General features: G+C 70.8%; 21 protein-coding genes and 1 pseudogene. 10 read left to right on the top strand and 12 right to left on the bottom strand.

The window, feature by feature from the left end; genetic code table 11:
* The first annotated feature begins 6 nt into the window (after window positions 1–6).
* Window positions 7–291 (top strand): DUF7455 domain-containing protein, encoded by a 285-nt coding sequence (locus tag NYZ95_RS14325; RefSeq protein WP_279307700.1) that lies wholly within the window; start codon window positions 7–9, stop codon window positions 289–291.
* A 76-nt stretch (window positions 292–367) separates the two neighbouring features.
* Here NYZ95_RS14325 and NYZ95_RS14320 read toward each other — a convergent pair whose 3' ends face one another.
* Window positions 368–2,416: a DUF6242 domain-containing protein gene (locus NYZ95_RS14320; protein ID WP_262851984.1), complete on the bottom strand. Its 2,049-nt coding sequence runs from the start codon at window positions 2,414–2,416 to the stop codon at window positions 368–370.
* Window positions 2,417–2,578: 162 nt separating this feature from the next.
* Here NYZ95_RS14320 and NYZ95_RS14315 point away from each other — a divergent pair, with 162 nt between their 5' ends.
* Entirely contained in the window at window positions 2,579–3,061 is a 483-nt protein-coding gene (locus NYZ95_RS14315; protein WP_262851983.1) for a DUF456 domain-containing protein, read from the top strand.
* A 1-nt stretch (window position 3,062) separates the two neighbouring features.
* On the opposite strand, the gene NYZ95_RS14310 is transcribed toward NYZ95_RS14315, so the two are convergent.
* On the bottom strand, window positions 3,063–3,674 hold the full coding sequence (locus NYZ95_RS14310) for a rhomboid family intramembrane serine protease (RefSeq protein ID WP_262851982.1): 612 nt from the start codon (window positions 3,672–3,674) through the stop codon (window positions 3,063–3,065).
* A gap of 134 nt (window positions 3,675–3,808) precedes the next feature.
* Between NYZ95_RS14310 and NYZ95_RS20580 the strand changes: the two are divergent.
* The 3 genes and pseudogenes from NYZ95_RS20580 to NYZ95_RS14300 all read left to right on the top strand — a co-directional run.
* Window positions 3,809–4,249 (top strand): annotated as a pseudogene (locus NYZ95_RS20580) (phytase); the annotation flags it as partial.
* 287 nt (window positions 4,250–4,536) lie between these two features.
* Entirely contained in the window at window positions 4,537–5,121 is a 585-nt protein-coding gene (locus NYZ95_RS20575) for a phytase (RefSeq protein ID WP_372500485.1), read from the top strand.
* A 295-nt stretch (window positions 5,122–5,416) separates the two neighbouring features.
* Window positions 5,417–5,917 (top strand): hypothetical protein, encoded by a 501-nt coding sequence (locus tag NYZ95_RS14300; protein ID WP_262851980.1) that lies wholly within the window; start codon window positions 5,417–5,419, stop codon window positions 5,915–5,917.
* A 216-nt stretch (window positions 5,918–6,133) separates the two neighbouring features.
* Here the strand turns inward: NYZ95_RS14300 and NYZ95_RS14295 are convergent, their stop codons facing one another.
* Together NYZ95_RS14295 and NYZ95_RS14290 are read right to left on the bottom strand one after the other, a co-directional pair.
* The gene (locus NYZ95_RS14295; RefSeq protein ID WP_262851979.1) at window positions 6,134–7,429 is read right to left on the bottom strand and encodes an RNA polymerase sigma factor; all 1,296 of its coding nucleotides are present in this window, start codon (window positions 7,427–7,429) and stop codon (window positions 6,134–6,136) included.
* Window positions 7,430–7,651: 222 nt separating this feature from the next.
* Window positions 7,652–8,056 (bottom strand): universal stress protein, encoded by a 405-nt coding sequence (locus NYZ95_RS14290; RefSeq protein ID WP_262851978.1) that lies wholly within the window; start codon window positions 8,054–8,056, stop codon window positions 7,652–7,654.
* A gap of 120 nt (window positions 8,057–8,176) precedes the next feature.
* Between NYZ95_RS14290 and NYZ95_RS14285 the strand changes: the two genes are divergently transcribed.
* A complete protein-coding gene (locus NYZ95_RS14285; protein ID WP_262851977.1) occupies window positions 8,177–8,629 on the top strand; it encodes a hypothetical protein in 453 nt (150 codons plus the stop codon).
* Between the two features lies 1 nt (window position 8,630).
* Here the strand turns inward: NYZ95_RS14285 and NYZ95_RS14280 are convergent, their stop codons facing one another.
* Window positions 8,631–10,103: a glutamate-cysteine ligase family protein gene (locus NYZ95_RS14280; protein WP_262851976.1), complete on the bottom strand. Its 1,473-nt coding sequence runs from the start codon at window positions 10,101–10,103 to the stop codon at window positions 8,631–8,633.
* 51 nt (window positions 10,104–10,154) lie between these two features.
* On the bottom strand, window positions 10,155–11,192 hold the full coding sequence (locus NYZ95_RS14275) for a DUF4192 domain-containing protein (RefSeq protein WP_262851975.1): 1,038 nt from the start codon (window positions 11,190–11,192) through the stop codon (window positions 10,155–10,157).
* 116 nt (window positions 11,193–11,308) lie between these two features.
* Here NYZ95_RS14275 and NYZ95_RS14270 point away from each other — a divergent pair, with 116 nt between their 5' ends.
* The 4 genes from NYZ95_RS14270 to NYZ95_RS14255 all read left to right on the top strand — a co-directional run bounded on the left by NYZ95_RS14270 (window position 11,309) and on the right by NYZ95_RS14255 (window position 16,524).
* A complete protein-coding gene (locus tag NYZ95_RS14270; protein WP_262851974.1) occupies window positions 11,309–12,631 on the top strand; it encodes a DNA polymerase IV in 1,323 nt (440 codons plus the stop codon).
* Window positions 12,628–14,757: a S9 family peptidase gene (locus NYZ95_RS14265; protein WP_262851973.1), complete on the top strand. Its 2,130-nt coding sequence runs from the start codon at window positions 12,628–12,630 to the stop codon at window positions 14,755–14,757. The genes NYZ95_RS14270 and NYZ95_RS14265 overlap by 4 nt, the downstream gene beginning before the upstream one ends.
* A gap of 34 nt (window positions 14,758–14,791) precedes the next feature.
* Window positions 14,792–15,334: a dihydrofolate reductase family protein gene (locus NYZ95_RS14260; protein ID WP_262851972.1), complete on the top strand. Its 543-nt coding sequence runs from the start codon at window positions 14,792–14,794 to the stop codon at window positions 15,332–15,334.
* Between the two features lie 293 nt (window positions 15,335–15,627).
* Entirely contained in the window at window positions 15,628–16,524 is an 897-nt protein-coding gene (locus tag NYZ95_RS14255; protein WP_262852049.1) for a sigma-70 family RNA polymerase sigma factor, read from the top strand.
* A gap of 84 nt (window positions 16,525–16,608) precedes the next feature.
* Here the strand turns inward: NYZ95_RS14255 and NYZ95_RS14250 are convergent, their stop codons facing one another.
* From NYZ95_RS14250 to pgfA, 6 genes are all read right to left on the bottom strand, one after another.
* Window positions 16,609–16,968, bottom strand: coding sequence for a hypothetical protein (locus NYZ95_RS14250; RefSeq protein ID WP_262851971.1), 360 nt, complete (start codon window positions 16,966–16,968; stop codon window positions 16,609–16,611).
* A 51-nt stretch (window positions 16,969–17,019) separates the two neighbouring features.
* Entirely contained in the window at window positions 17,020–17,610 is a 591-nt protein-coding gene (gene coaE / locus NYZ95_RS14245) for a dephospho-CoA kinase (protein WP_262851970.1), read from the bottom strand.
* Window positions 17,607–18,386, bottom strand: coding sequence for a lipoate--protein ligase family protein (locus tag NYZ95_RS14240; protein ID WP_262851969.1), 780 nt, complete (start codon window positions 18,384–18,386; stop codon window positions 17,607–17,609). Before NYZ95_RS14240 ends, coaE begins: the two co-directional genes overlap by 4 nt.
* 93 nt (window positions 18,387–18,479) lie before the next feature.
* Window positions 18,480–19,976, bottom strand: coding sequence for a 30S ribosomal protein S1 (gene rpsA / locus NYZ95_RS14235; RefSeq protein ID WP_262851968.1), 1,497 nt, complete (start codon window positions 19,974–19,976; stop codon window positions 18,480–18,482).
* A gap of 222 nt (window positions 19,977–20,198) precedes the next feature.
* The gene (locus NYZ95_RS14230) at window positions 20,199–21,503 is read right to left on the bottom strand and encodes a M18 family aminopeptidase (protein ID WP_262851967.1); all 1,305 of its coding nucleotides are present in this window, start codon (window positions 21,501–21,503) and stop codon (window positions 20,199–20,201) included.
* Between the two features lie 42 nt (window positions 21,504–21,545).
* The gene (pgfA, locus tag NYZ95_RS14225) at window positions 21,546–22,580 is read right to left on the bottom strand and encodes a cell envelope lipid trafficking protein PgfA (protein ID WP_262851966.1); all 1,035 of its coding nucleotides are present in this window, start codon (window positions 22,578–22,580) and stop codon (window positions 21,546–21,548) included.
* Window positions 22,581–22,582: the final 2 nt, after the last annotated feature.

The following is a 22,582-nucleotide window of genomic DNA, read 5'->3' as shown; positions in this document are numbered from 1 at the left end:
GGTTGGATGTTGAACCAGACGGACCACCTGGTCCGCCGTCGAGTAGAGAAGAGGTCAGACGTGACAACTGCTGTCGCCCCCACCGCTGCCCTCAGCGCCGCTGATCGTTGCGACCGTTGTGGAGCCCAGGCCTACGTACGCGCCGAGCTCTCGAGCGGCTTCGAGCTCCTGTTCTGCGCCCACCACGCCCGCGCCCACGACGCGAAGCTGCGCGAGGTCGCTGCGACCATCCACGACGAGTCCGACAAGCTGACCAACACCTCGGCGACGACGCCGGCCGAGGAGCGCTGAGCTCCCCGCACGCTGACTACGCACGACGTGCTGAGGGCCCCGTACCGGATCGGTACGGGGCCCTCGCAGTCTCAGCTCACCTGGCCCAGCGCGGGAGGACCGCGATCCCGTCCAGGACGCCATCGCCGCTGATGCGGAGGGTGCCCGCACGCCGCTGACGCGGCTCCGCCGCCATCCTCACCACCCGGTACTTGACCCGTCCCGCGGTATCGACGTAGTCCTTGGAGACGCCGGGCCGACGGATCGTGAACCCACGCCGGCCGGGCTCGCGCTTGAACACGACCACGACGTCCGACCCGCGCCGGACCTCCCGCAGCCTGACCTCGCCGCCGGAGCGGATCCGCGTCGCACTCCCGTCCACGAACCGCTTGTGCCGCAGCTTCTTCGTACTGCCCGAGCGCGCGAGCCCGCGGTCGTCGTACGTGCGCGCGACGCACTCGGTGCGCGACCACGCGGAGACGCGTCCCGCACGGTCGCGTGCGCGCACCTGGAGGCAGACGATCTTGCCGCGCGCGACGCCGAACGAGCCCGATGTCGTCTTCACGGCGCTCCTGGTCCGCCAGGACCGTGACATCCGCGAGGCCTTCTGCGACGTCGAGGACCACCGCAGGTCGTACGACGCGACGCCGGACTCAGGGTCGTCGGCGCCCCAGCGGAAGCTCGCGCGGGAGCTGAGCGTCACGTTGCTCTTGGCAGCGGCGAAGACGTTGTACGGCGCGGCCTCGTCGAGAATCCAGCGCGCCGTCGCGACTGCGGAGACGTGCCCGGCGGCGTCCACGGCGCGGACGCGCAAGGACTGGGCCGCGTCGTGCAGGTGCGGATACCACTCCGCCAGGTCGTGCGGGCTCGTGCACGGACGGAACTCGTTGCTCCCGTACGCGCACTCGTACCGGGACCAGGCGCCGGGGCTGTCAGGGTCGGTCGAGGTGAACCGGACGAGGTGCCTCGCGACCGTGGTGATCGCCGGCGGGACGGCCGTGAAACGGACGGCAGGCGCCCGCGTGTCCTGGTAGCCACGGACGAGCACGCCGAGGTTGAGCACCCCGACCCCGTCGTCGGTGGCGACGAAGCCGTCGATGTCGCCCGGTGGCAGCGACGGGAACATCGTGCCCAGCGGAGCAGGCGAGGGCAGCTGCTGCCAGTCCGACCCCGCGGTCGATGCGTAGATGCGGGTGCCGTCGGACGTCGCGTACACCGTGTCGCCATGGGCGGCGACGGATGAGTTGATCTCGCCCGCCGGGACGGGCGCGACGGAGGTGCCTGCGTCCCAGGTCTTCCCGTCCGCCGACGAGAGCACCGCGACGCGCCCACTGCGGACGACGCCGAGGCTGAATCCGTGCGTGCCCACCGCAAGGGAGGGCGACTTCGTCGCGTCGGCCCCCACGAGCGTGCCGCTGCTCCACGTCGCGCCGGTGTCGTCCGACGTCCTGACCTCGACGTCGAAGTCGCCTCCCGGCCGCACGCCGTACGCGAGCACGGTCCGCCCTGCCGCTACCGCGGCATCGATCCCGACCGCCCAGTCGGTCGTGACCTGGACGCGCTCGCCGAAGGTCACCCCCGCATCCCCGCTCGCGAGAGACACCAGAGCACCTCCCGAGAGACCTGCCGCCACGACGACGTCGTCGCCGGAGACCGTGATCGCTGCGTCCTGCGGCACGTTGGGCAGGCTCGTCCGGAACGTGGTGAGCGGGGTGCTCCCTCCGACGCCCCAGGTCTCGACGACGAGCTCCGGGGAAGGGCCGCCGGGCGACGAGACGAGCCACGCGCGCTCGCCCTCGACCGCGACCGCGAGCGGGTAGCCCGACAGGTCCCGAGGAGCACCGAACGTACGCCCCCCGTCGGTCGACATCCGGAGCACGCTCTTGGGGATCGAGGCCGACTCCCACCAACCGCTGGCGACGCCCACGACCGTACGTCCGTCGGCCGCGGCGAGGCCGTGGCCCACCTGTACGAGGTCCGGCACGAGGTTCACGCTCGCCCATCCGAGCGGCGACGGCGCCGGGGCTGCCGGAGTCGTCTCTCCCACGGCGCTGCCTGGCGCGAACGCCAGCGCTCCCGCCACGAGGGCCCCGCCGAGCGAGGTCGCCAGGAATGCCGCGAGACGCGGCCGTCGTCCGATCTGCACCTGATCCTCCGGCCGGTCACGCGTGGTACGTGACGTGGGACGTTTCTATCGTCCCACCGCGCCGAAGCGCCAGATGCGTAGCGTAACAATTCGTGACGGCGTTCTGAGGGCGTACGGCGCACCGCCGGTCCCACCGCCCAACTCCTCTGGCACGCTTCCCCCATGGGAACCCTCGGCACCGTCCTCGTCGGCCTCGCCATCCTCGTCGGGCTCGCCGGGATCGTCGTCCCCGTCCTGCCGGGCTCGCTGCTCATCTGGGCCGCCATCGGCGTGTGGGCGGTGGCCACCGGGACCACGACAGGGTGGGTCGTCTTCGCGGTGTGCACCGTGATCTACGCGCTGACGCTGGTCGTGCAGTACCTCGTCCCCGGCAAGCGCCTCAAGGAGGCCGGCGTCCCCGGCAAGGCGATGCTGGCCGGTGGCGTGCTGGGGGTGGTCGGGTTCTTCGTGATCCCGTTCGTCGGGCTGTTCGTCGGCTTCGTCCTCGGCGTCTACGCCTGGGAGCTGAACCGGCTCCGCATCCACTCCGCCGCCTGGACGGCGACCAAGCACGCGATGAAGGCGGCCGGGCTCTCGATCCTCATCGAGCTCACCGGCGGCTTGCTGTCGACCACCGTGTGGGTGGCCGGGCTCGTCGCGAGCTGAGTCAGTACGCCTGGGTCCGCCGCTGTGCCCGGCGCTCGCGGTTGTCGCGGCGCCCGAGCCACCACGCCATCACGATGCCGGCGAGCGCGCCCATCAGGTGGCCCTCCCACGAGACGCCCGCCTGGCCCGGCAGGATCCCGCCGACGATCCCCCCGTACAGCACCGCCACGACGACCGCGACCAGCACGGACACCACCCGCCGCGTGACGATCCCCCACACGACGAGGAAGGCCGCGTAGCCGTAGATCACGCCGCTCGCGCCGATGTGGACCGTGTACGGCGCGCCGATGAGCCACGTGCCCAGTCCGCCGAGCAGGACGATGCCGAGCGTCGCCGGCCAGAAGCGGGAGCGGGCGGTGTAGGCGAGGAGCGTGCCCAGGACGAGGAACGCCGTCGTGTTGGCGATCAGGTGGTCGAACCCGCCGTGCAGGAACGGCGCCGCCACCACCCCGTACAAGCCGTCGGTGTCCCGCGGCCGGATGCCGTGCTGGTCCAGGAACACACCCGGCACCGCGTCGATGATCTCGAGCAGCCACATCACGCCGAGGAGGACCAGCACCGGGACCACCGGGCCGAGGTACGACCGGCGCGTCGGCGAGCTCGTCGAGGACATGCGTTCAGGCTATCCGCGCGGCGCAACCAGCGGGTCATCAAGACGTCGCCGCGACGACATGCCGTCGCCACCAGCCGGTTGCCGGACAGCACCAGGGTGTTGCCGACCGAACCACCTCACCCCAGGAGCCTCCCGTGGCCCGACCACCCCGCTCTCGCAGCCTCGCCGTCTGTCTCGTCGGGGCGGCGTCCGTGCTCACCGCCGCCGGTGCCGCCGCGGCCGACCACTCGCCCGATGCTGTCCAGCCAATCGCCGCGGTGTCGGAGACACCCGCGGTCTTCGACGACGAGCCGGGCGGCTTCGCCGACGCCGACGACCCGGCCATCTGGGTCGCCCCACGAGACCGCTCGCGCAGTCTCGTCCTCGGCACCCTGAAGAACGGCGGGCTCGCGGCGTACGACCTGCGCGGCCGGCTCGTGCAGCACGTCGCGGCGCCCGCCGCCCCCGCTGAGGGGCTGGAGTCGAGCCGGTTCAACAACGTCGACCTTGCCCTGGACGTCCATCTGGGCGGCACTCGTACGGACCTCGCCGTCGTCAGCGACCGGGGGCGGGACCGCCTGCGCTTCTACGCGCTCACGCCCGACGCGTCGCGAGGCGGAGAGGTCCTGCGCGACGTGACCGACACTTCCGCGCCGCGACTCTTCGCGCCCGACGAGGCTTCCGTCGAGGACCAGAACACCGGGTACGGGCTGACGGTCCGCCCTGATCCCGCCGGCGGACTGCCGTACGTCGTCGTGAGTCAGCGCAACCGGACGACCGTCGGGCTGTTCCGGGTCGTCGTGACGCCACGCGGCGGCGTCTCGTACGCGCCGGTCGACCGCGTCGTCCTCCCTAGCACCTTCACCCTCGCCGAGGGCGGCACGTGGAGCCCGTGCGGGGAACCCGGCGAAGGCCCCCAGGTCGAGGGCATGGTCGTCGACGTCGACGAGGACGTGCTGTACGCGGCGCAGGAGGACGTCGGCGTCTGGCGGATCCCGCTCGGCCGGCACGGGCTCGGCCGCCCGACGCTCGTCGAACGCGTACGCGAGTTCGGCGCGCCCGCCTCGTACGACCCGGAGACCGAGGAGTGCACGGTCACCGGCACCTCGCCCTCCGGCGGGCACCGGCTGCGCGCCGACGCAGAAGGCCTGGCGATCGCCTACGGGCCCGGGGCCGGCGGACGCTCGTCGCCTCCAGCCAGGGCGACAGCACCTTTGCCACCTTCCGGATCGACCGGGGCTGGAAGCCGGAGCGCACCATCGCGATCGGCGACTCGCGGGCGACCGACGGCGTCCAGCACAGCGACGGCGCCGCGGTCGTCACCACACCGCTCGGTCGCGCCTTCCCGCGCGGCCTGCTGGTCGTGCACGACGGCGACGCCACCCCGTACGAGACGGGGGCGGACGGCCAACCGCGGACGAGCACGAACTTCAAGCTCGTCGACTGGGGCGCTGTCAGCCGGCGCTGACCGCGGAACGGCGACGGCGACAGACGCGAGCGCCGCGTACGGCGATCCCGTACGCGGCGCTCGTGGTCGTCCTGGAGGGCTGCGTCTCAGTCGAGGTAGTCGCGCAGTCTCCACGACTCAACTCCGTACAGAATCGCTGGACACCAGCGACTCTGTCAGTGCGCGGCATTGCCATGCCACCACGAATCCTGCCCTGGGCACGGCACCTAGGTCGGAACCTTTTCGCCGCGCGGTCGAACCGACACGCGCGACCACGGGCGGGCCACCGGCACTCTGCGGGGTCTAGGTTCGCGGCATGAGCGACTTCGTGATCTCACTCGTCGGTGCTGTCATCGGAGGTGTCGTTGGTGGTGGCTTCGCTCTCCTCGGCGCTCGTCTCACCTGGGGCGCCGAGCGTAGGCTCGCCATGGACATCGAGACCATCGGTGAAGTCCGAGCCCTCAGCCGCGCCGCGCGTCGCCCCGGCCAGCTCGCCGCGAGCGACCCTCCTCAAGCGATCAACGCAGCCTGGGACGTCGTGATGAGCGCACACACGCTCGCCATCGAGATCGAGGCCGCCTCGCCAGCGTTCGCCGAGGCGCTCAACAAGTTGGCCAATGCGGTGAAGGAACAGATGCCACTGCTGCTTCAGTCGGGGCCCGAGGCCAACCCGCACCCCCTCTTCGCCACCCTTTCAATTCTCACGGCGGCGTGCACGTACTACCTCAAGGACCCCACGCAACTCGCGGCGTTCAATGTGCGCCTCGATGAGCGGATTGCTTCCGCGGCTGAAGCTGAACCTCCTGCCGTTCCCTGACCACCTGGCACCGACGAACAAGCTCAGTTGTCTGATCATCCGTTCGGATTCCGTGCACGGAATCCTGGCGGAGAGCGGAGAGCCGGACGGCCTCGTTGCGCGAACCGGGCGTGCTCTGAATATCTGGACTCACAACGCCATAGAGACCGCGAAGTGGGTCCGCCGCGCACGTAAAGCCACTCTGACCTGCGGAAACAGTCCAGCGGGCTCGCAGGCTCAGTCGAGGTAGTCGCGCAGCACCTGCGAGCGCGACGGGTGACGCAGCTTGCTCATCGTCTTGGACTCGATCTGGCGGATCCGCTCGCGCGTCACGCCGTAGACCTTGCCGATCTCGTCGAGCGTCTTGGGCTGGCCGTCGGTGAGGCCGAAGCGCATCGAGACGACGCCCGCCTCGCGCTCCGACAGCGTGTCGAGCACCGCGTGGAGCTGCTCCTGCAGGAGCGTGAACGACACGGCGTCGGCCGGGACGATCGCCTCGGAGTCCTCGATGAGGTCGCCGAACTCGGAGTCGCCGTCCTCGCCGAGCGGGGTGTGCAGCGAGATCGGCTCGCGGCCGTACTTCTGGACCTCGACGACCTTCTCCGGCGTCATGTCGAGCTCCTTGGCGAGCTCCTCCGGAGTGGGCTCGCGACCGAGGTCCTGCAGCATCTGGCGCTGGACGCGGGCCAGCTTGTTGATGACCTCGACCATGTGGACGGGGATGCGGATGGTGCGGGCCTGGTCGGCCATCGCGCGGGTGATCGCCTGGCGGATCCACCACGTCGCGTAGGTCGAGAACTTGAAGCCCTTGGTGTAGTCGAACTTCTCGACCGCACGGATCAGACCGAGGTTGCCCTCCTGGATGAGGTCCAGGAACAGCATGCCGCGGCCGGTGTAGCGCTTGGCCAGCGAGACGACGAGGCGCAGGTTGGCCTCGAGGAGGTGGTTCTTGGCGCGGCGACCGTCCTCCACGATCCACTCGAGCTCCTCGCGCATCGACTCCGAGAGCCGCTTGGCGGTGGCGAGCTGCTCCTCGGCGAAGAGCCCGGCCTCGATCCGCTTGGCGAGCTCGACCTCCTGGCCGGCGTTGAGCAGCGAGACCTTGCCGATCTGCTTGAGGTAGTCCTTGACCGGGTCAGCGGTGGCACCGGCGACGGTGACCTGCTGCTCGGGCTCGTCGGTGTCGTCGGCCGCCGAGATCGTGAAGCCCGACGCCTCGTCCTCCTTGAGCGTCGGGTCGGTCTTCAGGTCCTTCTCGAAGACCTCGTCCGAGATGTCGGGGAGGACCTTCTTGCCGTTCTCGTCGACGATGATCGCGTTGGCGGTGACGTCGACGTCGGCTGCCTTCTTCGCGGCGGTCTTCTTGGCCGCCGTCTTCTTGGCAGGAGCCTTCTTGGCGGCTGCCTTCTTCGCCGGAGCAGCCTTCTTCGCAGGCGCCTTGGCGCCCGACTCGGTCGTCGCCTTGACGGTGGTGCGGGAACCAGCCTCCGCTACGACTGTCTTACGTGCTCGACTGTCGGGCGCTGAAACCACGAGGAGACTCCCTTGGGGTGTACGGACCAAAAGGTCGCTGCGAGCGTTCGAGGGCGCGATCAACCGGCCTCCCGTCAACCGCGGCACCGTCCAGTGTGCCACGCGCCCCGAGCGAACCACGAACCGCCTTCGGCCGAGTCGCGGACCGTGACCGAAACGCGACCTTTGGTGCACGGTTGCCGCTTACGCCGCGGCCATGCGTGAGCGCGCGGCGTCGTCCGGTCAGCTGCTGGCCTTGACCGCGAGGACCGGGCAGGACGAATCGAGGAGGACGCGCTGGGCGTTGCTGCCGAGGATGAGCTTGCCGACCGGCGACCGGCGGCGCAGGCCGATCACGATGAAGTCGGCGCCCGTCTCGTTGGCGACCTTCACGAGGTCGTCGGCCGGGTCCATGCCGCGGACCAGCTGGCGCACCTCGGAGTCGACGCCGGAGTCCGCGAGCTGGGCGCGCACCTCCGCGAGCTGCTCCTCGGTCTTGACGGCGTCCTCGTCGTCGAAGTCCCGGCCACCGCGGTGGGAGTTGACCACCACGAGGTGCGCTCCCCGAAGCTTCGCCTCCTCGACGGCTCGTGCGAGAGCCGCTCGGCCCTCGGGCTTGGGGACGTATCCCACGACGATCGTGCCCATCCTCTACCTCCCGTTGTGAACGTGCTCCGACACTATCCCCGATCGGCGTGCCGCGGCACCCGGCGGTAGGGGTGTGGACAGCCGCGCCGGACGCCCGCTCGGCGGACACACGCTGACGGCATGACCACACGCCGGCCGACACCCGCTCCCCCGCTGCCGGGGCTCTCCCCCGAGGCGGCCCAGCGTCTCGCGACCACGCTGGCCGACAGGAGGGCCCGCGGGTCCGACAACGGCCCCCGCGACCCCGCGCTCGCCGTGTGGACGTACGACGCCGACAGGGCCACCCCGCTCAGCCGCTGGTCCGCTCCCTCACGCGTCGCCGCGCGGCTCGACGGGTGGCTCCGGAGCGAGGTCGTGCGCCGGCTGCTGTCGCCGTACGACGCCGGCCCGCAGACGGCGCTCGTGGTCTGGGAGCGCACGGGCGCCCTGCGGCTCCGTCCCGACGACCTGGCCTGGTACGCGGCCTGGCTTCGGCACGCCCCTACGGCTGCGCCGCCACCCCTGCTGGTGGTGACACACACCGGCTGGGTGAGCGTGCCCGACGGCACCACGGGGCGCCGGGCACGCCCGTGAGTCAGTCCCAGGTGTGCACCGGCTCGTTGGCGTGCATGCGCTCGCGGTAGTCCTGGGTCATCGCACGCAACGCCTCCGCACGATCGGTGCCGGCCCTCTCGTACAGGGTCCGGAACCGCTCGATCTGCCAGGTCGCCCCGTTGCGGCCGGTCAGGCAGCGCTGCTCGATGATGCCGAGGTAGAAGTCCCGGTCGGCCGGATCGACCCCCAGGGCGTCCAGGCCCTCGGAGGCGAGCGGGAGGAGGCGCCGCAGCACCAGCTCGGTGACCCCGACGGTGCCGATCCCCGGCCAGTAGACGCTGGCGCCGAGACCGTCGCGCGCGCCCACCATGAAGTTCTCCTCGGCGGCGCTGAACGACATCTGCGTCCACAGCGGGCGGTCGGCGTCGACAAGGGCGCGGACGAGCCCGAAGTAGTACGCCGCGTTCGCGACCGTGTCGACGACCGTCGGCCCGGCCGGCAGGACGCGGTTCTCGACACGCAGGTGCGGGCGGTCGCCGACGACGTCGTAGATCGGCCGGTTCCACCGGTAGATGGTGCCGTTGTGCAGCCGCAGCTCGGCCAGCGACGGGATGTCACCGGCGGCGAGGACGGCTTCGGGGTCCTCGTCCTCGAGGACGGGGAGCAGCGCAGGGAAGTAGCGGACGTTCTCCTCGAAGAGGTCGAAGATGGAGGTCACCCAGCGCTCCCCGAACCAGACGCGCGGGCGGACGCCCTGGGCCTTGAGCTCCTCCGAGCGCGTGTCCGTCGCCTGCTCGAAGAGCGGGATGCGCGTCTCGTGCCACAGCTGCTTGCCGAGCAGGAACGGCGAGTTGGCCCCCAGGGCGAGCTGGGTCGAGGCGATCGCCTGGGAGGCGTTCCAGTAGGCGGCGAACTCCGACGGGGCGACCTGGAGGTGCAGCTGGACGCTCGTGCAGGCGGCCTCGGGCATGATCGACTCCGAGGTCGTGGAGAGACGCTCCTCCCCCGCGATCGAGATGGCGATGTCCTCGCCACGGGCCGCCAGCACCTGCTCCGACAGCAGCGCGTAGCGCGGGCTGGCCGAGATCGTCGACGGCGTCATGTGGCCGGCACGCAGGGTCGGCAGGATGCCGATCATCGTCAGGTGGGCGCCGACGGTGCGTGCCTTCTCCTCGGCGTGGTTCAGGGCGTCGCGGATCGTCTTCTCGTACGTCCGCAGGCCCGTGCCGTCCAGCGGCCGCGGAGCGATGTTGATCTCGATGTTGAACTGTCCGAGCTCGGTCTGGAAGTCGTCGTCGGCGATCGCCGACAGGACCTCGGCGTTGCGCAGCGCCGGGGCGCTCTCACCGTCGACGAGGTTGAGCTCGATCTCGACGCCGGTCATCGGACGCGCAGCGTCGAAGCGGGTGTCCTTCAGCATCCGCGAGAAGACGTCGAGACTTCGACGCACCTTCTCCCGGAAAGCGGTCCGGTCCTCGCGGGTGAAGACCTGCTCGTCGACCTCTTGCCCCATCACGTCCTCCTGGACTCGCCGGTCGCTTTCCCCGTCGCGGACGCTCCCAGCCTAGGAGAGCCCGGGCACGCTCCGCAGCACCTGGTCGACGTCCATCTCAGGCCAGGACCGCGGATCGAGACACCCCGACAACGCCGACTGGACGAGCCTCGCCATCGAGTAGTCGGGAGCGACCACGTGCGCGCGGTCGAGCGCGCACTGCGCCTGTGCCCCGTCGCCGCTCAACCATGCGGCGAACGCGGCGAGCGACAGCGCCGGAGCCTGGAACGGCTCGTCCACCGAGACCGCCACCTGGCGCCAGAGCTCGAGAGAGCGCGCCGCGTTCTCGTGGGTGATCCGCGCCCACGCGACGTCGCGGACGACCACCAGCGTCGCCCAGACGCCCAAGGTCGCGAGCTGCTCGGCCGTGACGACCACCGCCTCGTCGTCAGCGCCTTCGAGGGCGTCGTCGAGGACGGCGACGACGCGGTCGAGCCCGGCCCGCAGGGTGCGAAGGTCCTGCTCGGGGTCGACCGCGCCGGCGGCCGCGCCGGCGAGCGCGGTCAGCTGCGGACCCGCCGCCTGCTGCACGTCGTCACGGACCGGACCGGCGACCGGCGCGAAGCGGCGGGCGAGCGCCTCCCGGTCGGGAAGGATCTCCTGGCCGCGGAAGACCGCCTCCGCGAGCACGGCGGACCCCTCGACATCGCACGGGACGCCCTCAGGCGGGCAGCAGCGCGGCTCGTCGCAGGTGTAGGAGAAGTAGCGCGCGCCGTCGAAGCGTGCCGCCTCGGCGACCGGCACGCCTGCCTGCTCCAGCAGCGCCACGAGCGCCTCGACCGCCGGACGGGCGCACCGGTCGTCGGCGGCGCCGTACGCGAGGACGACCACCGCCTCCGGCTGCTGCGCGACGAGGTGCCCGACGAGGGACTCGGCGAGCGCCGCGGCAACGTCTGGCGGCGGGAGGTCCGCGCGGAAGCGGAACCCGATCCGGCGGCGCTCGCCGTCGAGGCAGAACGCCACGAGGGACTCCTCGGGGTGGAAGCCGAACATCGCCGGCACGGCGCTGATGAGGTCGGCAAGGGTGCGGGCGCGGATCACGTCGGTCATGGCTGACAGCGTGGTGCGCCCGGACAGCCGCGCGGGCGCTCGTTCGGCCGGGCTGTGGACAGCCGATCGGGTCGTCCACAGGCAGCCCCGTCAGAGCAGCCGGAGACAATGGACGCATGCGCCGCCAGGCCACCGTCCTCCACCTCGACCTCGACGCGTTCTTCGCCGCGGTCGAGCAGCGCGACAAACCGTCGCTGCGGGGCAAGCCGGTCGTCGTCGGCGGTCTGGGACCACGCGGCGTGGTCTCGACCGCGTCGTACGAGGCGCGGGCGTACGGGGTCCGGTCGGCGATGCGGACGGCGGAGGCGCGGGCGCGGTGCCCGCACGCGGCGTACCTCTCCGGACGCTTCGACGCCTACCGCGAGGCCAGCCGGATCGTCATGGGCCGGCTGCGCGAGATCTCGCCCCTGGTCGAGCCCCTCTCGCTCGACGAGGCGTTCGTCGACCTGGCGGCCGGAGAGGAGTCGCGGTTCCTCGACCTCGAGGGCGCCCGCGCCCTCGCCGAGCAGGTGCGCGCCGACATCGCGGAGCGGACCGGCGGGCTCACGGCCTCGGTCGGCATCGCCTCGTCGAAGTTCCTCGCCAAGATCGCCAGCGAGCTCGCCAAGCCCGACGGCGTCCACGTGGTCGAGCCCGGCATTGAGCTGGACGTCCTCGCCCCGATGTCGGTCCGCGCGATCCCCGGTGTCGGCCCCGCCACCGCCGAGCGGCTCCGCCGTGTCGGCGTGCACACGGTCTCGGAGCTGCGCGGCCTCGACACCACGGAGCTCACCTCGCTCCTCGGCACCGCGTACGGGACGTCCCTGCACGCGCTGGCCCGCGGCATCGACCACCGCCCGGTGGTCGCCGAGCGGGAGACGAAGTCGCTGAGCGTCGAGGACACCTTCGAGACCGACATCACCGACCCGCGCGTCCTGGCCGACATCGCCACGACGATGAGCCGTCGTCTGTCGACGCGGCTGCGCGAGCGCGGGATGTCCGGACGCACGGTCACGCTCAAGATCCGTCACCACGACTTCGAGACCCACACACGGTCGGCCACCCTCGCCGGGCCGACCGACGACGCGCGCACGATCGCCCGGACCGCGACCGGACTCCTCGCCGAGGTCGACACGTCGTCCGGACTGCGCCTGCTCGGCGTCGGCGTCTCCGGCATGGCCGACTGGGTGCAGGACGACCTGTTCGTGTCCGACGAGGAGCCGCCCCTCGAGGACGCCGCGACCGAGGTGGCTGCCGTCCCGGTGGCGTCCGTACGAGCCCGTACGCGGTGGCCTGCGGGCGCCGACGTCGTGCACGCCGACCTCGGGCCGGGGTGGGTCTGGGGATCGGGCATCGGCCGGGTCACGGTGCGCTTCGAGACGCGGACGAGCGGGCCCGGTCCGGTGCGGACGTTCGACGCGGACGACCCGGCGTTGCGACCGGGTACGGTCGAGCCATGAGCACCCCTCCGGTCGCCAAGAGGCACCCGCAGGTCCGCGTCCACCACGGCGACGAGGTCGTCGACGACTACGAGTGGCTGCGCGACAAGGACAACCCCGAGACCCTCGCGTACCTCGAGGCAGAGAACGCCTACACCGCAGAGCGCACGGCGCACCTCGCCCCGCTGCGCGAGAGGATCTTCGACGAGATCAAGTCGCGGGTGCTCGAGACCGACCTGTCGGTGCCGGTCCGTCGAGGCGACTGGTGGTACTACGCACGCACGTACGAGGGCCGCGAGTACGCCGTCCACTGCCGGCGCCCGGTCGCGGGTCCCGACGACTGGACACCGCCCGAGCTCGACTCCAGCGCCCCGGTCGAGGGTGAGGAGGTGCTCCTCGACGGCAACGCGGAGGCCGAGGGCCACGACTACTTCGCCCTGGGGGCGCTCAGCGTGAGCCGGGACGGCAGCCTCCTCGCGTACTCGACCGACACCGAGGGTGACGAGCGCTTCACGCTGCGCGTCAAGGACCTCCGTACGGGCGAGCTGCTCGGCGACGAGATCACCGGCGTCTCGTACGGGGCGACCTGGTCCTTCGCCGCCGACCACCTCTACTACTCGACGGTCGACGACGCCTGGCGGCCCGACAAGGTCTGGCGCCACGCGATCGGCACGTCGTCCGACGCCGACGAGCTGGTCTTCCACGAGACCGACGAGCGCTACTTCACCGGGATCGGCGCGACGCGCAGCGACCGCTACCTCGTGATCGCCTCCGGCTCGAAGATCACCACAGAGCTCCGCGTCCTCGACGCGACCGACCCGACGGGCGAGTTCCGCGTGGTCGCCGAGCGGCGCGAGGGCGTCGAGTACTCCGTCGAGCACGTCGTCATGGGTGGCGAGGACCGCTTCCTGATCCTGCACAACGACGGCGCGCTCAACTTCGCCCTCGCGAGCGCCCCGGTGCAGACCCCCGGTCCCGAGCACTGGCGTACGGAGATCGCCGAGCGCGACGACACCCGCCTCGAGGACGTGGACGCGTTCGCCGGCTTCGTCGTCGTGAGCCTGCGTCGCGACGCGCTGAGCCAGGTCGGGGTGGTCCGGCTCGACCCCGACGCCGAGCCGGGCGCCCCTCTCGGCACGCCGGAGCCCATCACCTTCGACGAGACGCTCTTCACCGCCGGAGTCGGCGCGAACCCGGAGTGGCACCAGCCGGTCGTCCGTCTCGGCTACACCTCCTTCGTCACGCCCGAGACCGTCTACGACTACGTCGTCGCGACCGGCGAGCTGGTCCTGCGCAAGCAGCAGCCCGTGCTCGGCGGCTACGACCCCACCGCGTACGAGCAGCACCGCGAGTGGGCGACCGCCCGCGACGGCACGCTGGTCCCGATCTCGGTGGTCGTCCGCAAGGGCGTGCCCCGCGACGGCACGGCCCCTGCTCTCCTCTACGGCTACGGCGCGTACGAGGCGAGCATGGACCCGAGCTTCCGGGTCACGCGGCTCTCGCTGCTCGACCGCGGCGTCGTGTTCGCGGTCGCGCACGTCCGTGGCGGCGGCGAGCGCGGGCGCGGTTGGTACGACGACGGCAAGCTGCTGCACAAGAAGAACACGTTCACCGACTTCGTCGACGCAGGCCGCCACCTCGTCGCGCAGGGCTGGACCTCGCACGAGCGCCTCGTCGCCGAGGGCGGGTCTGCCGGGGGCCTCCTCATGGGAGCCGTCGCCAACATGGCCCCTGCGGACTTCGCGGGGATCCTCGCCGTGGTGCCGTTCGTCGACGCGCTGACGTCGATCCTCGATCCCTCGCTCCCGCTGACCGTGATCGAGTGGGACGAGTGGGGCGACCCGCTCCACGACCCTGAGGTCTACGCCTACATGAAGTCGTACACGCCCTACGAGAACGTCGTCGCGCAGCCTTACCCCAAGATTCTCGCGGTCACGAGCCTCAACGACACCCGCGTCCTGTACGTCGAGCCGGCGAAGTGGGTCGCGCGCTTGCGCGCGGTCGCCGGCGCGGACGTCCTCCTCAAGACCGAGATGAGCGCCGGGCACGGCGGGGTCAGCGGCAGGTACGAGTCGTGGAAGGAGCGTGCGTACGAGCTCGCCTGGGTGATCGACACCCTCGGCGCGCCGGAAGAGCTGCTCGAGTAGCAGAACTGTCAGTGGCGCGCGTCACCATGTCCGGATGAGCTCGACGATCTACTACACGGCCAGCAGCCTCGACGGATTCATCGCGACCTCCGACCACTCTCTCGACTGGTTGCTCTCACAACCGCTCTCGGACGACATCTCCGAGGAGATGAGCGCGCTCACGACGAGGTTCGGCGCGATGCTCATGGGGTCGAGCACCTACCAGTGGATCCTCGACCACGAGAAGGTCCTGGAGAAGCCCGACGCCTGGCCCTACACCGCGCCCACGTGGGTGATGACCCACCGCGACCTCCCGGCTGTCCCGGGTGCCGATATCCACTTCGCCCAGGGTGACGTCGCCGCGGTCCACGCCGAAGCGGTCGCGGCTGCCGGGGGCAAGGACGTGTGGGTCGTCGGGGGCGGAGACCTCGCCGGCCAGCTCGCCGACGCCGGGCTCCTCGACCGTGTCGAGATCTCGTACGCCCCCGTCACCCTCGGTTCGGGTGCCCCTCTGCTGCCGCGCAGGCTCGACCTCGTGCAGGGTGACGTTCGTCACGACGGCACGTTCGTCTCGGCCACCTACACCGTGAAGCGCTGAGCAGACTGGGGGCCGCGCGTCTTCGACGCCCGGCCCCTCGCCTGCCATTGCAGGCTTCTCGGGCTGATCTGGAAGCGTTCCGGTCTCGTCGCGACCTGTGACGTCGCTTAAGAAACACCTGAGACCGGCACCATTAGCACGCTTCGTTCGTCGTTTCCAGTGCCGGACGGAATCGACTGGCAGCCGATCGTGTTGTCAACGATCGAGTAACAAACGAAGTGAAGGAGCTGGTCTGCGTGACGACAGCAACGACTCAGGTGCGCGAGCGGGTCGAGGGACGAGACAGCGTCGGGATGTACCTCGACGAGATCTCGCGTACCCCGCTGCTCGACGCCGCTCGGGAAGTCGAGCTGAGCAAGACCATCGAAGCCGGACTCTTCGCCCAGCACCTCATCGCCGAGGGCCGCGTCGGGCGCAAGAAGGGCGGTGCCCCGAAGTACGCGACGCTCGAGGAGCTCGAGTGGATGGTCGCCGAGGGCGAGCGTGCCCTCGACGAGTTCATCACCGCCAACCTCCGACTCGTCGTGTCGATCGCCCGCAAGTACGGACGCTCTCAGATGCCGCTGCTCGACCTCGTGCAGGAGGGCAACACCGGTCTGATCCGCGCCGTCGAGAAGTTCGACTACCTCAAGGGCTTCAAGTTCTCGACCTACGCCACCTGGTGGGTCCGCCAGGCCATCACCCGCGGCATCGCCCAGCAGGGCCGCGTCGTGCGCCTCCCCGTCCACGTCGTGGAGGAGCTCAACCAGGTCGGTGCCGCCCGTCGCAACCTCGAGCGCAAGCTCGGGTACGAGCCCGATCCCGCCGAGATCGCCGAGGAGCTCGGCATGGAGGTCGAGCGTGTCCTCGACCTCATCGCCTGGGGTCGCGACCACGTCAGCCTCGACTCGCCCGTCGATGAAGACGGCGACACGTCGCTGGGTGACCTCGTCGCCCGGGAGACTCAGCCCGGGCCCGACAGCGCGGTCCTCGACACCGAGTCGCGCGACCGGCTCTCCGGCCTCGTCGAGCACCTCGGCGAGCGTGAGGCCGACATCATCCGTTGTCGTTACGGCCTGCTCGACGGACGCCAGCACAAGCTGGCCGACATCGGCAAGCGTCACGGCATCTCCGCCGAGCGAGTCCGTCAGCTCGAGCGGGAGGCGATCCAGCGACTCCGCAAGATCGCCGACCCGGACCTCGCCGCCTGACGGGGGCGCAGCGAGCTCCGAGCAGTACGAGAGGCCGGCGCCTCGACCCTCACGGTCGAGGCGCCGGCCTTCGTGCTCCCGATGTCACCAGGGCGGCTGGTCGCCCATCTTCTCGTAGTAGCGCGCCAGATGGCTGCGCGCCCGCTGCGCGTCGTCGGCGGGGATGTCGACACCGCCGCGCGCGCCCTCGAGCACGCCGGCCGCCGCCATGACACCGCGCGGAACCGCCTTCAGGCGTCCGTCGACGACGTCGGCGATGAGCAGCTTGTACGAGGTGAAGTTGTCCGGGGAGTCACCGTCGTACCAGACGTGAGCGTCGCGGTACTTGGCGTTCGGCGCGTCCTCGGCGTCCGCCCAGGAGCGGACCCTCTTCTCTGCCGCCGCCCCGTCCCACGCCCGGTCGCGGTCGGCCAACGGCAGGTCCTGGAATCGTGTGACCGTCATGGCGCCTAGGCCACACCCGATCGGCGGCCTCCGCCACCGCAGAAGCCCGTGTCAGCGGGACGCGAGCCTCTCCCAGAGCGCGTCGACCGCCTTCGCCAGGTCGTCGAGCGACCCCGTGTTGTCGAGAACCACGTCGGCGGCCGCGAGGCGCTGCTCGCGGGTCGCCTGGGCGGCGATACGGCTCTCGGCCTCGTCCGTCGACATCCCGCGGCGCGCCGCCAGCCGCTCGATCTGGGTCTCGACGGGGACGTCCACGACCACCAGGAGGTCGTACAGCCCGGCCTGGTCCGTCTCCACCAGCAAGGGGACGTCGTGGACGACGATCGCGTCGGGCCCGGCCTCGGCCTCGAGCTGCGCGGCACGCGCCCGGACGCGCGGGTGGATGATCGCCTCCAGGTCGCGGCGGGCCTGCTCGTCGGCGAACACCACCGCCCCCAGCGCGGGCCGGTCGAGCCGCCCGTCGGCACCCAGGATCGACTCACCGAAGCGTTCCACCACCGCGTCGAGCCCGGACGTGCCCGGCTCGACCACCTCCCGCGCCAGCGCGTCGGAATCGATCACCACCGCCCCGCGCTGGCGCAGCAGCGCCGTCACCGCGCTCTTGCCCGCCCCGATGCCGCCCGTCAGGCCCACGCGAGTCACGCCGACCTCCTCGACCCGACGCCGGGGCGTACGGGCCGGTGGTCAGGACGCAGACGGTCTGCCCGGTCGAGGATCGCGTCCTCCAGCGGGACGACCTCGACGTCCGTCATGCGGTCGTACGCGCGCAGAAGGGCGCTGGCCACCGCGTCGACGTCGAGACCAGGAGCCTCCTCGAAGACCGATCCGATCGACCTGCGCCGCAACGCCAGCTCGAGCCTGTTGTGGACGATCGGGAGCGTCGCGCGCAGCAACGGCCCGTCTCCGAGCACGACGACGGCGCTGAACAGCCACGCGCCTCGTACGATGCGTTGCGCCGTCCCCACGAGCTTGGCCACACCGCGCGCGTTCACGCTGTACTCACCGGGGCAGTACTCCCCCGGCACGGCGCCGACGCGCGCGTCGACCCCGACCTCCTGGAGCACGCTGGTGAGCAGCGTCCCGTAGTCACGGAAACGGTCGCGCATGCCGGCGCCAGGGTCGGGGTCCGGACTGACGTGATCGATCACCAACGTCTTCTCGGTGTACGCCGCGACGCGTCCGCCGGCGCCGCGCACGATCGGCGCGAACCCGAGCGCGCGGCTCGCCTCTGCCGCCGACACGAAGCCCGGGCGACGGACGTCGGAGCGCCCGAAGGCGGCGGTCGGTCCCCCCGGCACGCTGATCCGGACGGTCGGACCGAGCTCACCCTCGGACGCCAGGCGCAGGAGCGCGTGCGCGATCGCCACGTCGGTGACCGGGTCGGCGTCCACCGGCTTGGGGTCGAGGATGAAGCGCACGGGGCAAGGCTACCCAGCGTGGCCGGGACGCGACGAGGCCCCTACCCGGACGGGTAGGGGCCTCGTCATCAAGGCGTCAGCCGTGGCGAGAGATCACTCGCCGCCGGTGAGCTTGTCACGCAGCGCCTGCAGTGCCTCGTCCGAGGCGAGGGCGCCACCGCCGCCACCACCGGTGGACGGTCGGCTCGACGAGGACGACGACTCCTGCGGAGCCGCGCTCGAGTACGAGCCGCCGTTGCTCTGACCGGCCTCGCGGGCTGCGGTCTCGGCGTCGGCGATCTGCTTCTTGTGGGCCTCCCAGCGGGCGTGGGCCTCGGCGTACTGCCGCTCCCACGTCTCACGCTGCTCGTCGAAGCCCTCGCGCCACTCGCCCGTCTCCGGGTCGAAGCCCTCGGGGTAGATGTAGTTGCCCTGGGCGTCGTACGACGAAGCCATGCCGTAGAGCGTCGGATCGAACTCGTCCGCGTCCTGGGCGACCTCGGTCTCGTTGGCCTGCTTCAGCGACAGCGAGATGCGGCGACGCTCGAGGTCGATGTCGATGATCTTGACCATCACCGAGTCGCCGACCTGGACGACCTGCTCCGGGATCTCGACGTGACGCTCGGCGAGCTCCGAGATGTGCACCAGGCCCTCGATGCCCTCCTCGACGCGCACGAACGCACCGAACGGGACGAGCTTGGTGACCTTGCCCGGGACGATCTGGCCGATCTGGTGGGTCCGGGCGAAGTGCTGCCACGGATCCTCCTGGGTCGCCTTCAGCGACAGCGAGACGCGCTCGCGGTCCATGTCGACGTCGAGGACCTCGACCGTGACCTCGTCGCCCACCTGGACGACCTCGGACGGGTGGTCGATGTGCTTCCACGACAGCTCGGACACGTGGACGAGTCCGTCCACACCGCCGAGGTCGACGAACGCGCCGAAGTTGACGATCGACGAGACGACGCCCTTGCGGATCTGACCCTTCTGCAGCTGCGTGAGGAAGTTCTGGCGAACCTCCGACTGCGTCTGCTCGAGCCAGGCACGACGCGACAGGACCACGTTGTTGCGGTTCTTGTCGAGCTCGATGATCTTGGCCTCGAGCTTCTGGCCGACGTACGGAGCGAGGTCGCGGACGCGACGCATCTCGACGAGCGACGCGGGCAGGAAGCCACGCAGGCCGATGTCGAGGATGAGGCCGCCCTTGACGACCTCGATGACGGTGCCCTCGACGACGCCGTCCTCGTCCTTGATCTTCTCGATGTCGCCCCAGGCGCGCTCGTACTGCGCCCGCTTCTTCGAGAGGATCAGACGCCCCTCCTTGTCCTCCTTCTGGAGGACAAGGGCCTCGACGGCGTCGCCGACCGAGACGACCTCGTGGGGGTCGACGTCGTGCTTGATGGACAGCTCCCGCGAGGGAATGACACCTTCGGTCTTGTAGCCGATGTCGAGGAGAACCTCGTCACGATCGACCTTGACGATGGTGCCGTCGACGATGTCACCGTCGTTGAAGTACTTGATGGTCTTGTCGACCGCTGCGAGGAAGTCCTCCTCGCTGCCGATGTCGTTGATCGCGACCTGCGGCGCGGGTGCTGCCTGGATGCTGCTCGTCATATGGGATTGAGTCCTGGGTGGATAGAAGTCGTGCCGGAGCGAAGCGGACCGTGGAACACTGGCCACGGATGATCACGAGGCGGCGAACCGTCCGCCATGACCCGACGCAGCTGGAGCACGAACCCGCTCGGTCTGGGGTCGTACGAGTCCACAACGCACCACCAAGGGTACGGGGTCGCGCGTCATAGGGTCAACGCGGGCTACCACACCTCAGGAGCCGCGTCACCGCGCGGGTGCGAGAAATGCCGCCAGGGCGTCAGCGTACATGCCCGGATCGGCAGCTCCCATCAGCTCACGGGCGGCGTGCATGGCCAGCTGCGGGGCGCCGACGTCCACGGTCGGGATGCCCGTGCGCGCGGCGGTCATGGGGCCGACCGTCGATCCGCAGGGCAGGTCCGCGCGGTGCTCGTAGCGCTGCAGAGGGACGCCGGCCTGGTCGCACGCGAGCGCGAACGCCGCCGTGCCGGTCGCGTCGGTGGCGTAGCGCAGGTTCGGGTGGACCTTGAGGACAGGCCCGCCGTTGGGCGCGATCTGGTGGTACGGCTCGTGGCGGTCGGCGTAGTTGGGGTGGGTGGCGTGCGCCATGTCGCCGGAGGCGACCACCGACCCCGCGACCGCCCGGTGGTAGTCCTCGCGCGTGCCGCCTGCGGCCAGGACGATCCGCTCGATCGCCGTCACGAGCAGGTCGGACTCCGCCCCGCGGTCGGAGGTCGAGCCCACCTCCTCGTGGTCGAAGAGCACGAGGAGCGGCACGACGCCCTCCGTCGGACGCTCCACGGCGTCGAGCAGCGCGGTGGTCCCGGCCCAGCACGTCGTCTGGTTGTCGAGGCGGGGGGCGGCGAGCATGTCGGCGTGCCGGCCGAACACCCTGCTCGGCACGAGGTCGTGCGTCATGAGCTCCCAGCCGAGGATCGCGTCGGCGTCGACGTCGAGCGACGCCGCGACGTCCGAGAGGAGGGCGGCCCCCTCTCCCACGCCGTACACGGCGTCGAGGTGACGCTGAGGGTTGAGCTCGACGCCCTTGCGGTCCTCAGCGAGGTGGATCGCCAGCTGCGGGACGGTCAGGACGGGCTCGTCGATGCGGACGAGACGCTGCTCGGCTCCCCCGCCGGTGGCGACGGTGACGCGTCCCGACAGGCCGAGCTCGCGGTCCAGCCAGGAGTTGAGCAGCGGACCTCCGTACGGCTGGAGGGCGACGGTCTCCCACCCCGCGCTCGTACGGTCAGGGTGCTGCTTGACGCGCAGGTTCGGCGAGTCGGTGTGCCCGCCCACGATCCGGAACGCCGACTGCGGCCCGCGCGCCGACTCGGTGGACCACGCGAGCAGCGACCCGCCGCGTACGAGGTAGTAGCGGCCCGGCTCGGCGGGCCAGGCGTCCGCCTCCAGGGTGCGGGCGAACCCTGCTGCCTCGAGCCTGCGGCTCACCTCGGCGCACAGGTGGAAAGGCGACGGAGAAGCGTCGACGAGCGCGCACAGGTCCTGTGCGCGCTCGTCGCGTGGGCTGGTAGTCGTGCTCTCAGAAGACATCGACGTCATCGTAGTCAGCCCGGCTACCACGACGTCAGGCGATCACGCCTTCGCGTCCGCGGTGTCGGCCGGTGCGTCGGAGTCCGTCGCCGCGTGCTTCGGAGCGTCGTCGTCGCCACCGCGGCTGCGCAGCAGCAGGACGGCGCCACCGAGGATGAGCACGACGCCGAGGATGCCGCCGATGAGCGGGATCCAGACACGGATCATCTTGAGCAGCGACGCCTTGGTGGCGTAGTCGTCGACGGTCGCCTTGACGGTCTCGTCGTCGTAGCCGAGCTTGGCCTCGGTGATCGTGGCCTTGGTCTCGCCGTCGACCTCGAGGGTCGCGAGCTGCTCCTCCTGGCCCTTGATGATGACGCCGGTCTCGGGCTCGACCCACAGGGTGCGGGTGTTGCCGTAGATGCGGTCCGCCAGCACGCTCGGCTCGGTGCTGCCGACGAGGTTGCCCGGAACCTGCAGCTCGGCGATCTTGACCGGCTCGATCTCCTGGACGAACTTGTAGACCGACAGGCCCTCGAGCTCGTCGGTGCCCTCGTACGTCGCCGGCGTCGCCTTCTTGACGGAGCCGTCCCAGAACTCGTAGTCCTTCTTCTGGGTGTTGAAGGGGAACTTGAAGTACTGGCCGTAGAACACGGTCGGCTCGATCTTGACGCCGCTGGTCTCGGTGCTCGCACCAGGCCAGCGGACCGTCTCGCCCGTGACGCGGTCGAACGGCACCAGGTCACGCGTGCCGCTCAGCGACTCCTCGGCGGGCGTGCCCGGAGGCGCCGTGTAGGAGAACGTGTCCCAGACCGCGATGTCACCGTCGAGCTCGTCGCTCGCGTCCTTGCTCGCCTCGACCTGGCCGACGACCTTGCGGCGGGACTCCAGCGGGCCGGTCTCGATCGCGGGGCCGCCCTCGGCTCCGACGTTGAGATAGGTGGCGTCGTCACCCGGCGCCGTCTTGGAGACTGTCTCGGTCTCCTGGTCGAGCGGCACGGTGGCCAGCTGGTCATACGCGTACGTCTTGGCCAGGACGGCCAGCACCAGGAGGAACGCGCCGATGACAACGGCCGCGAACCCGGTCTTCTTGCCCACGT

The organism is Mumia quercus (genome assembly GCF_025506335.1).
GTDB classification, from domain to species: domain Bacteria; phylum Actinomycetota; class Actinomycetes; order Propionibacteriales; family Nocardioidaceae; genus Mumia; species Mumia quercus.
The sequence above is the reverse complement of the archived record's forward strand: the minus strand, read 5'-3'. Positions and strand labels throughout refer to the sequence as shown.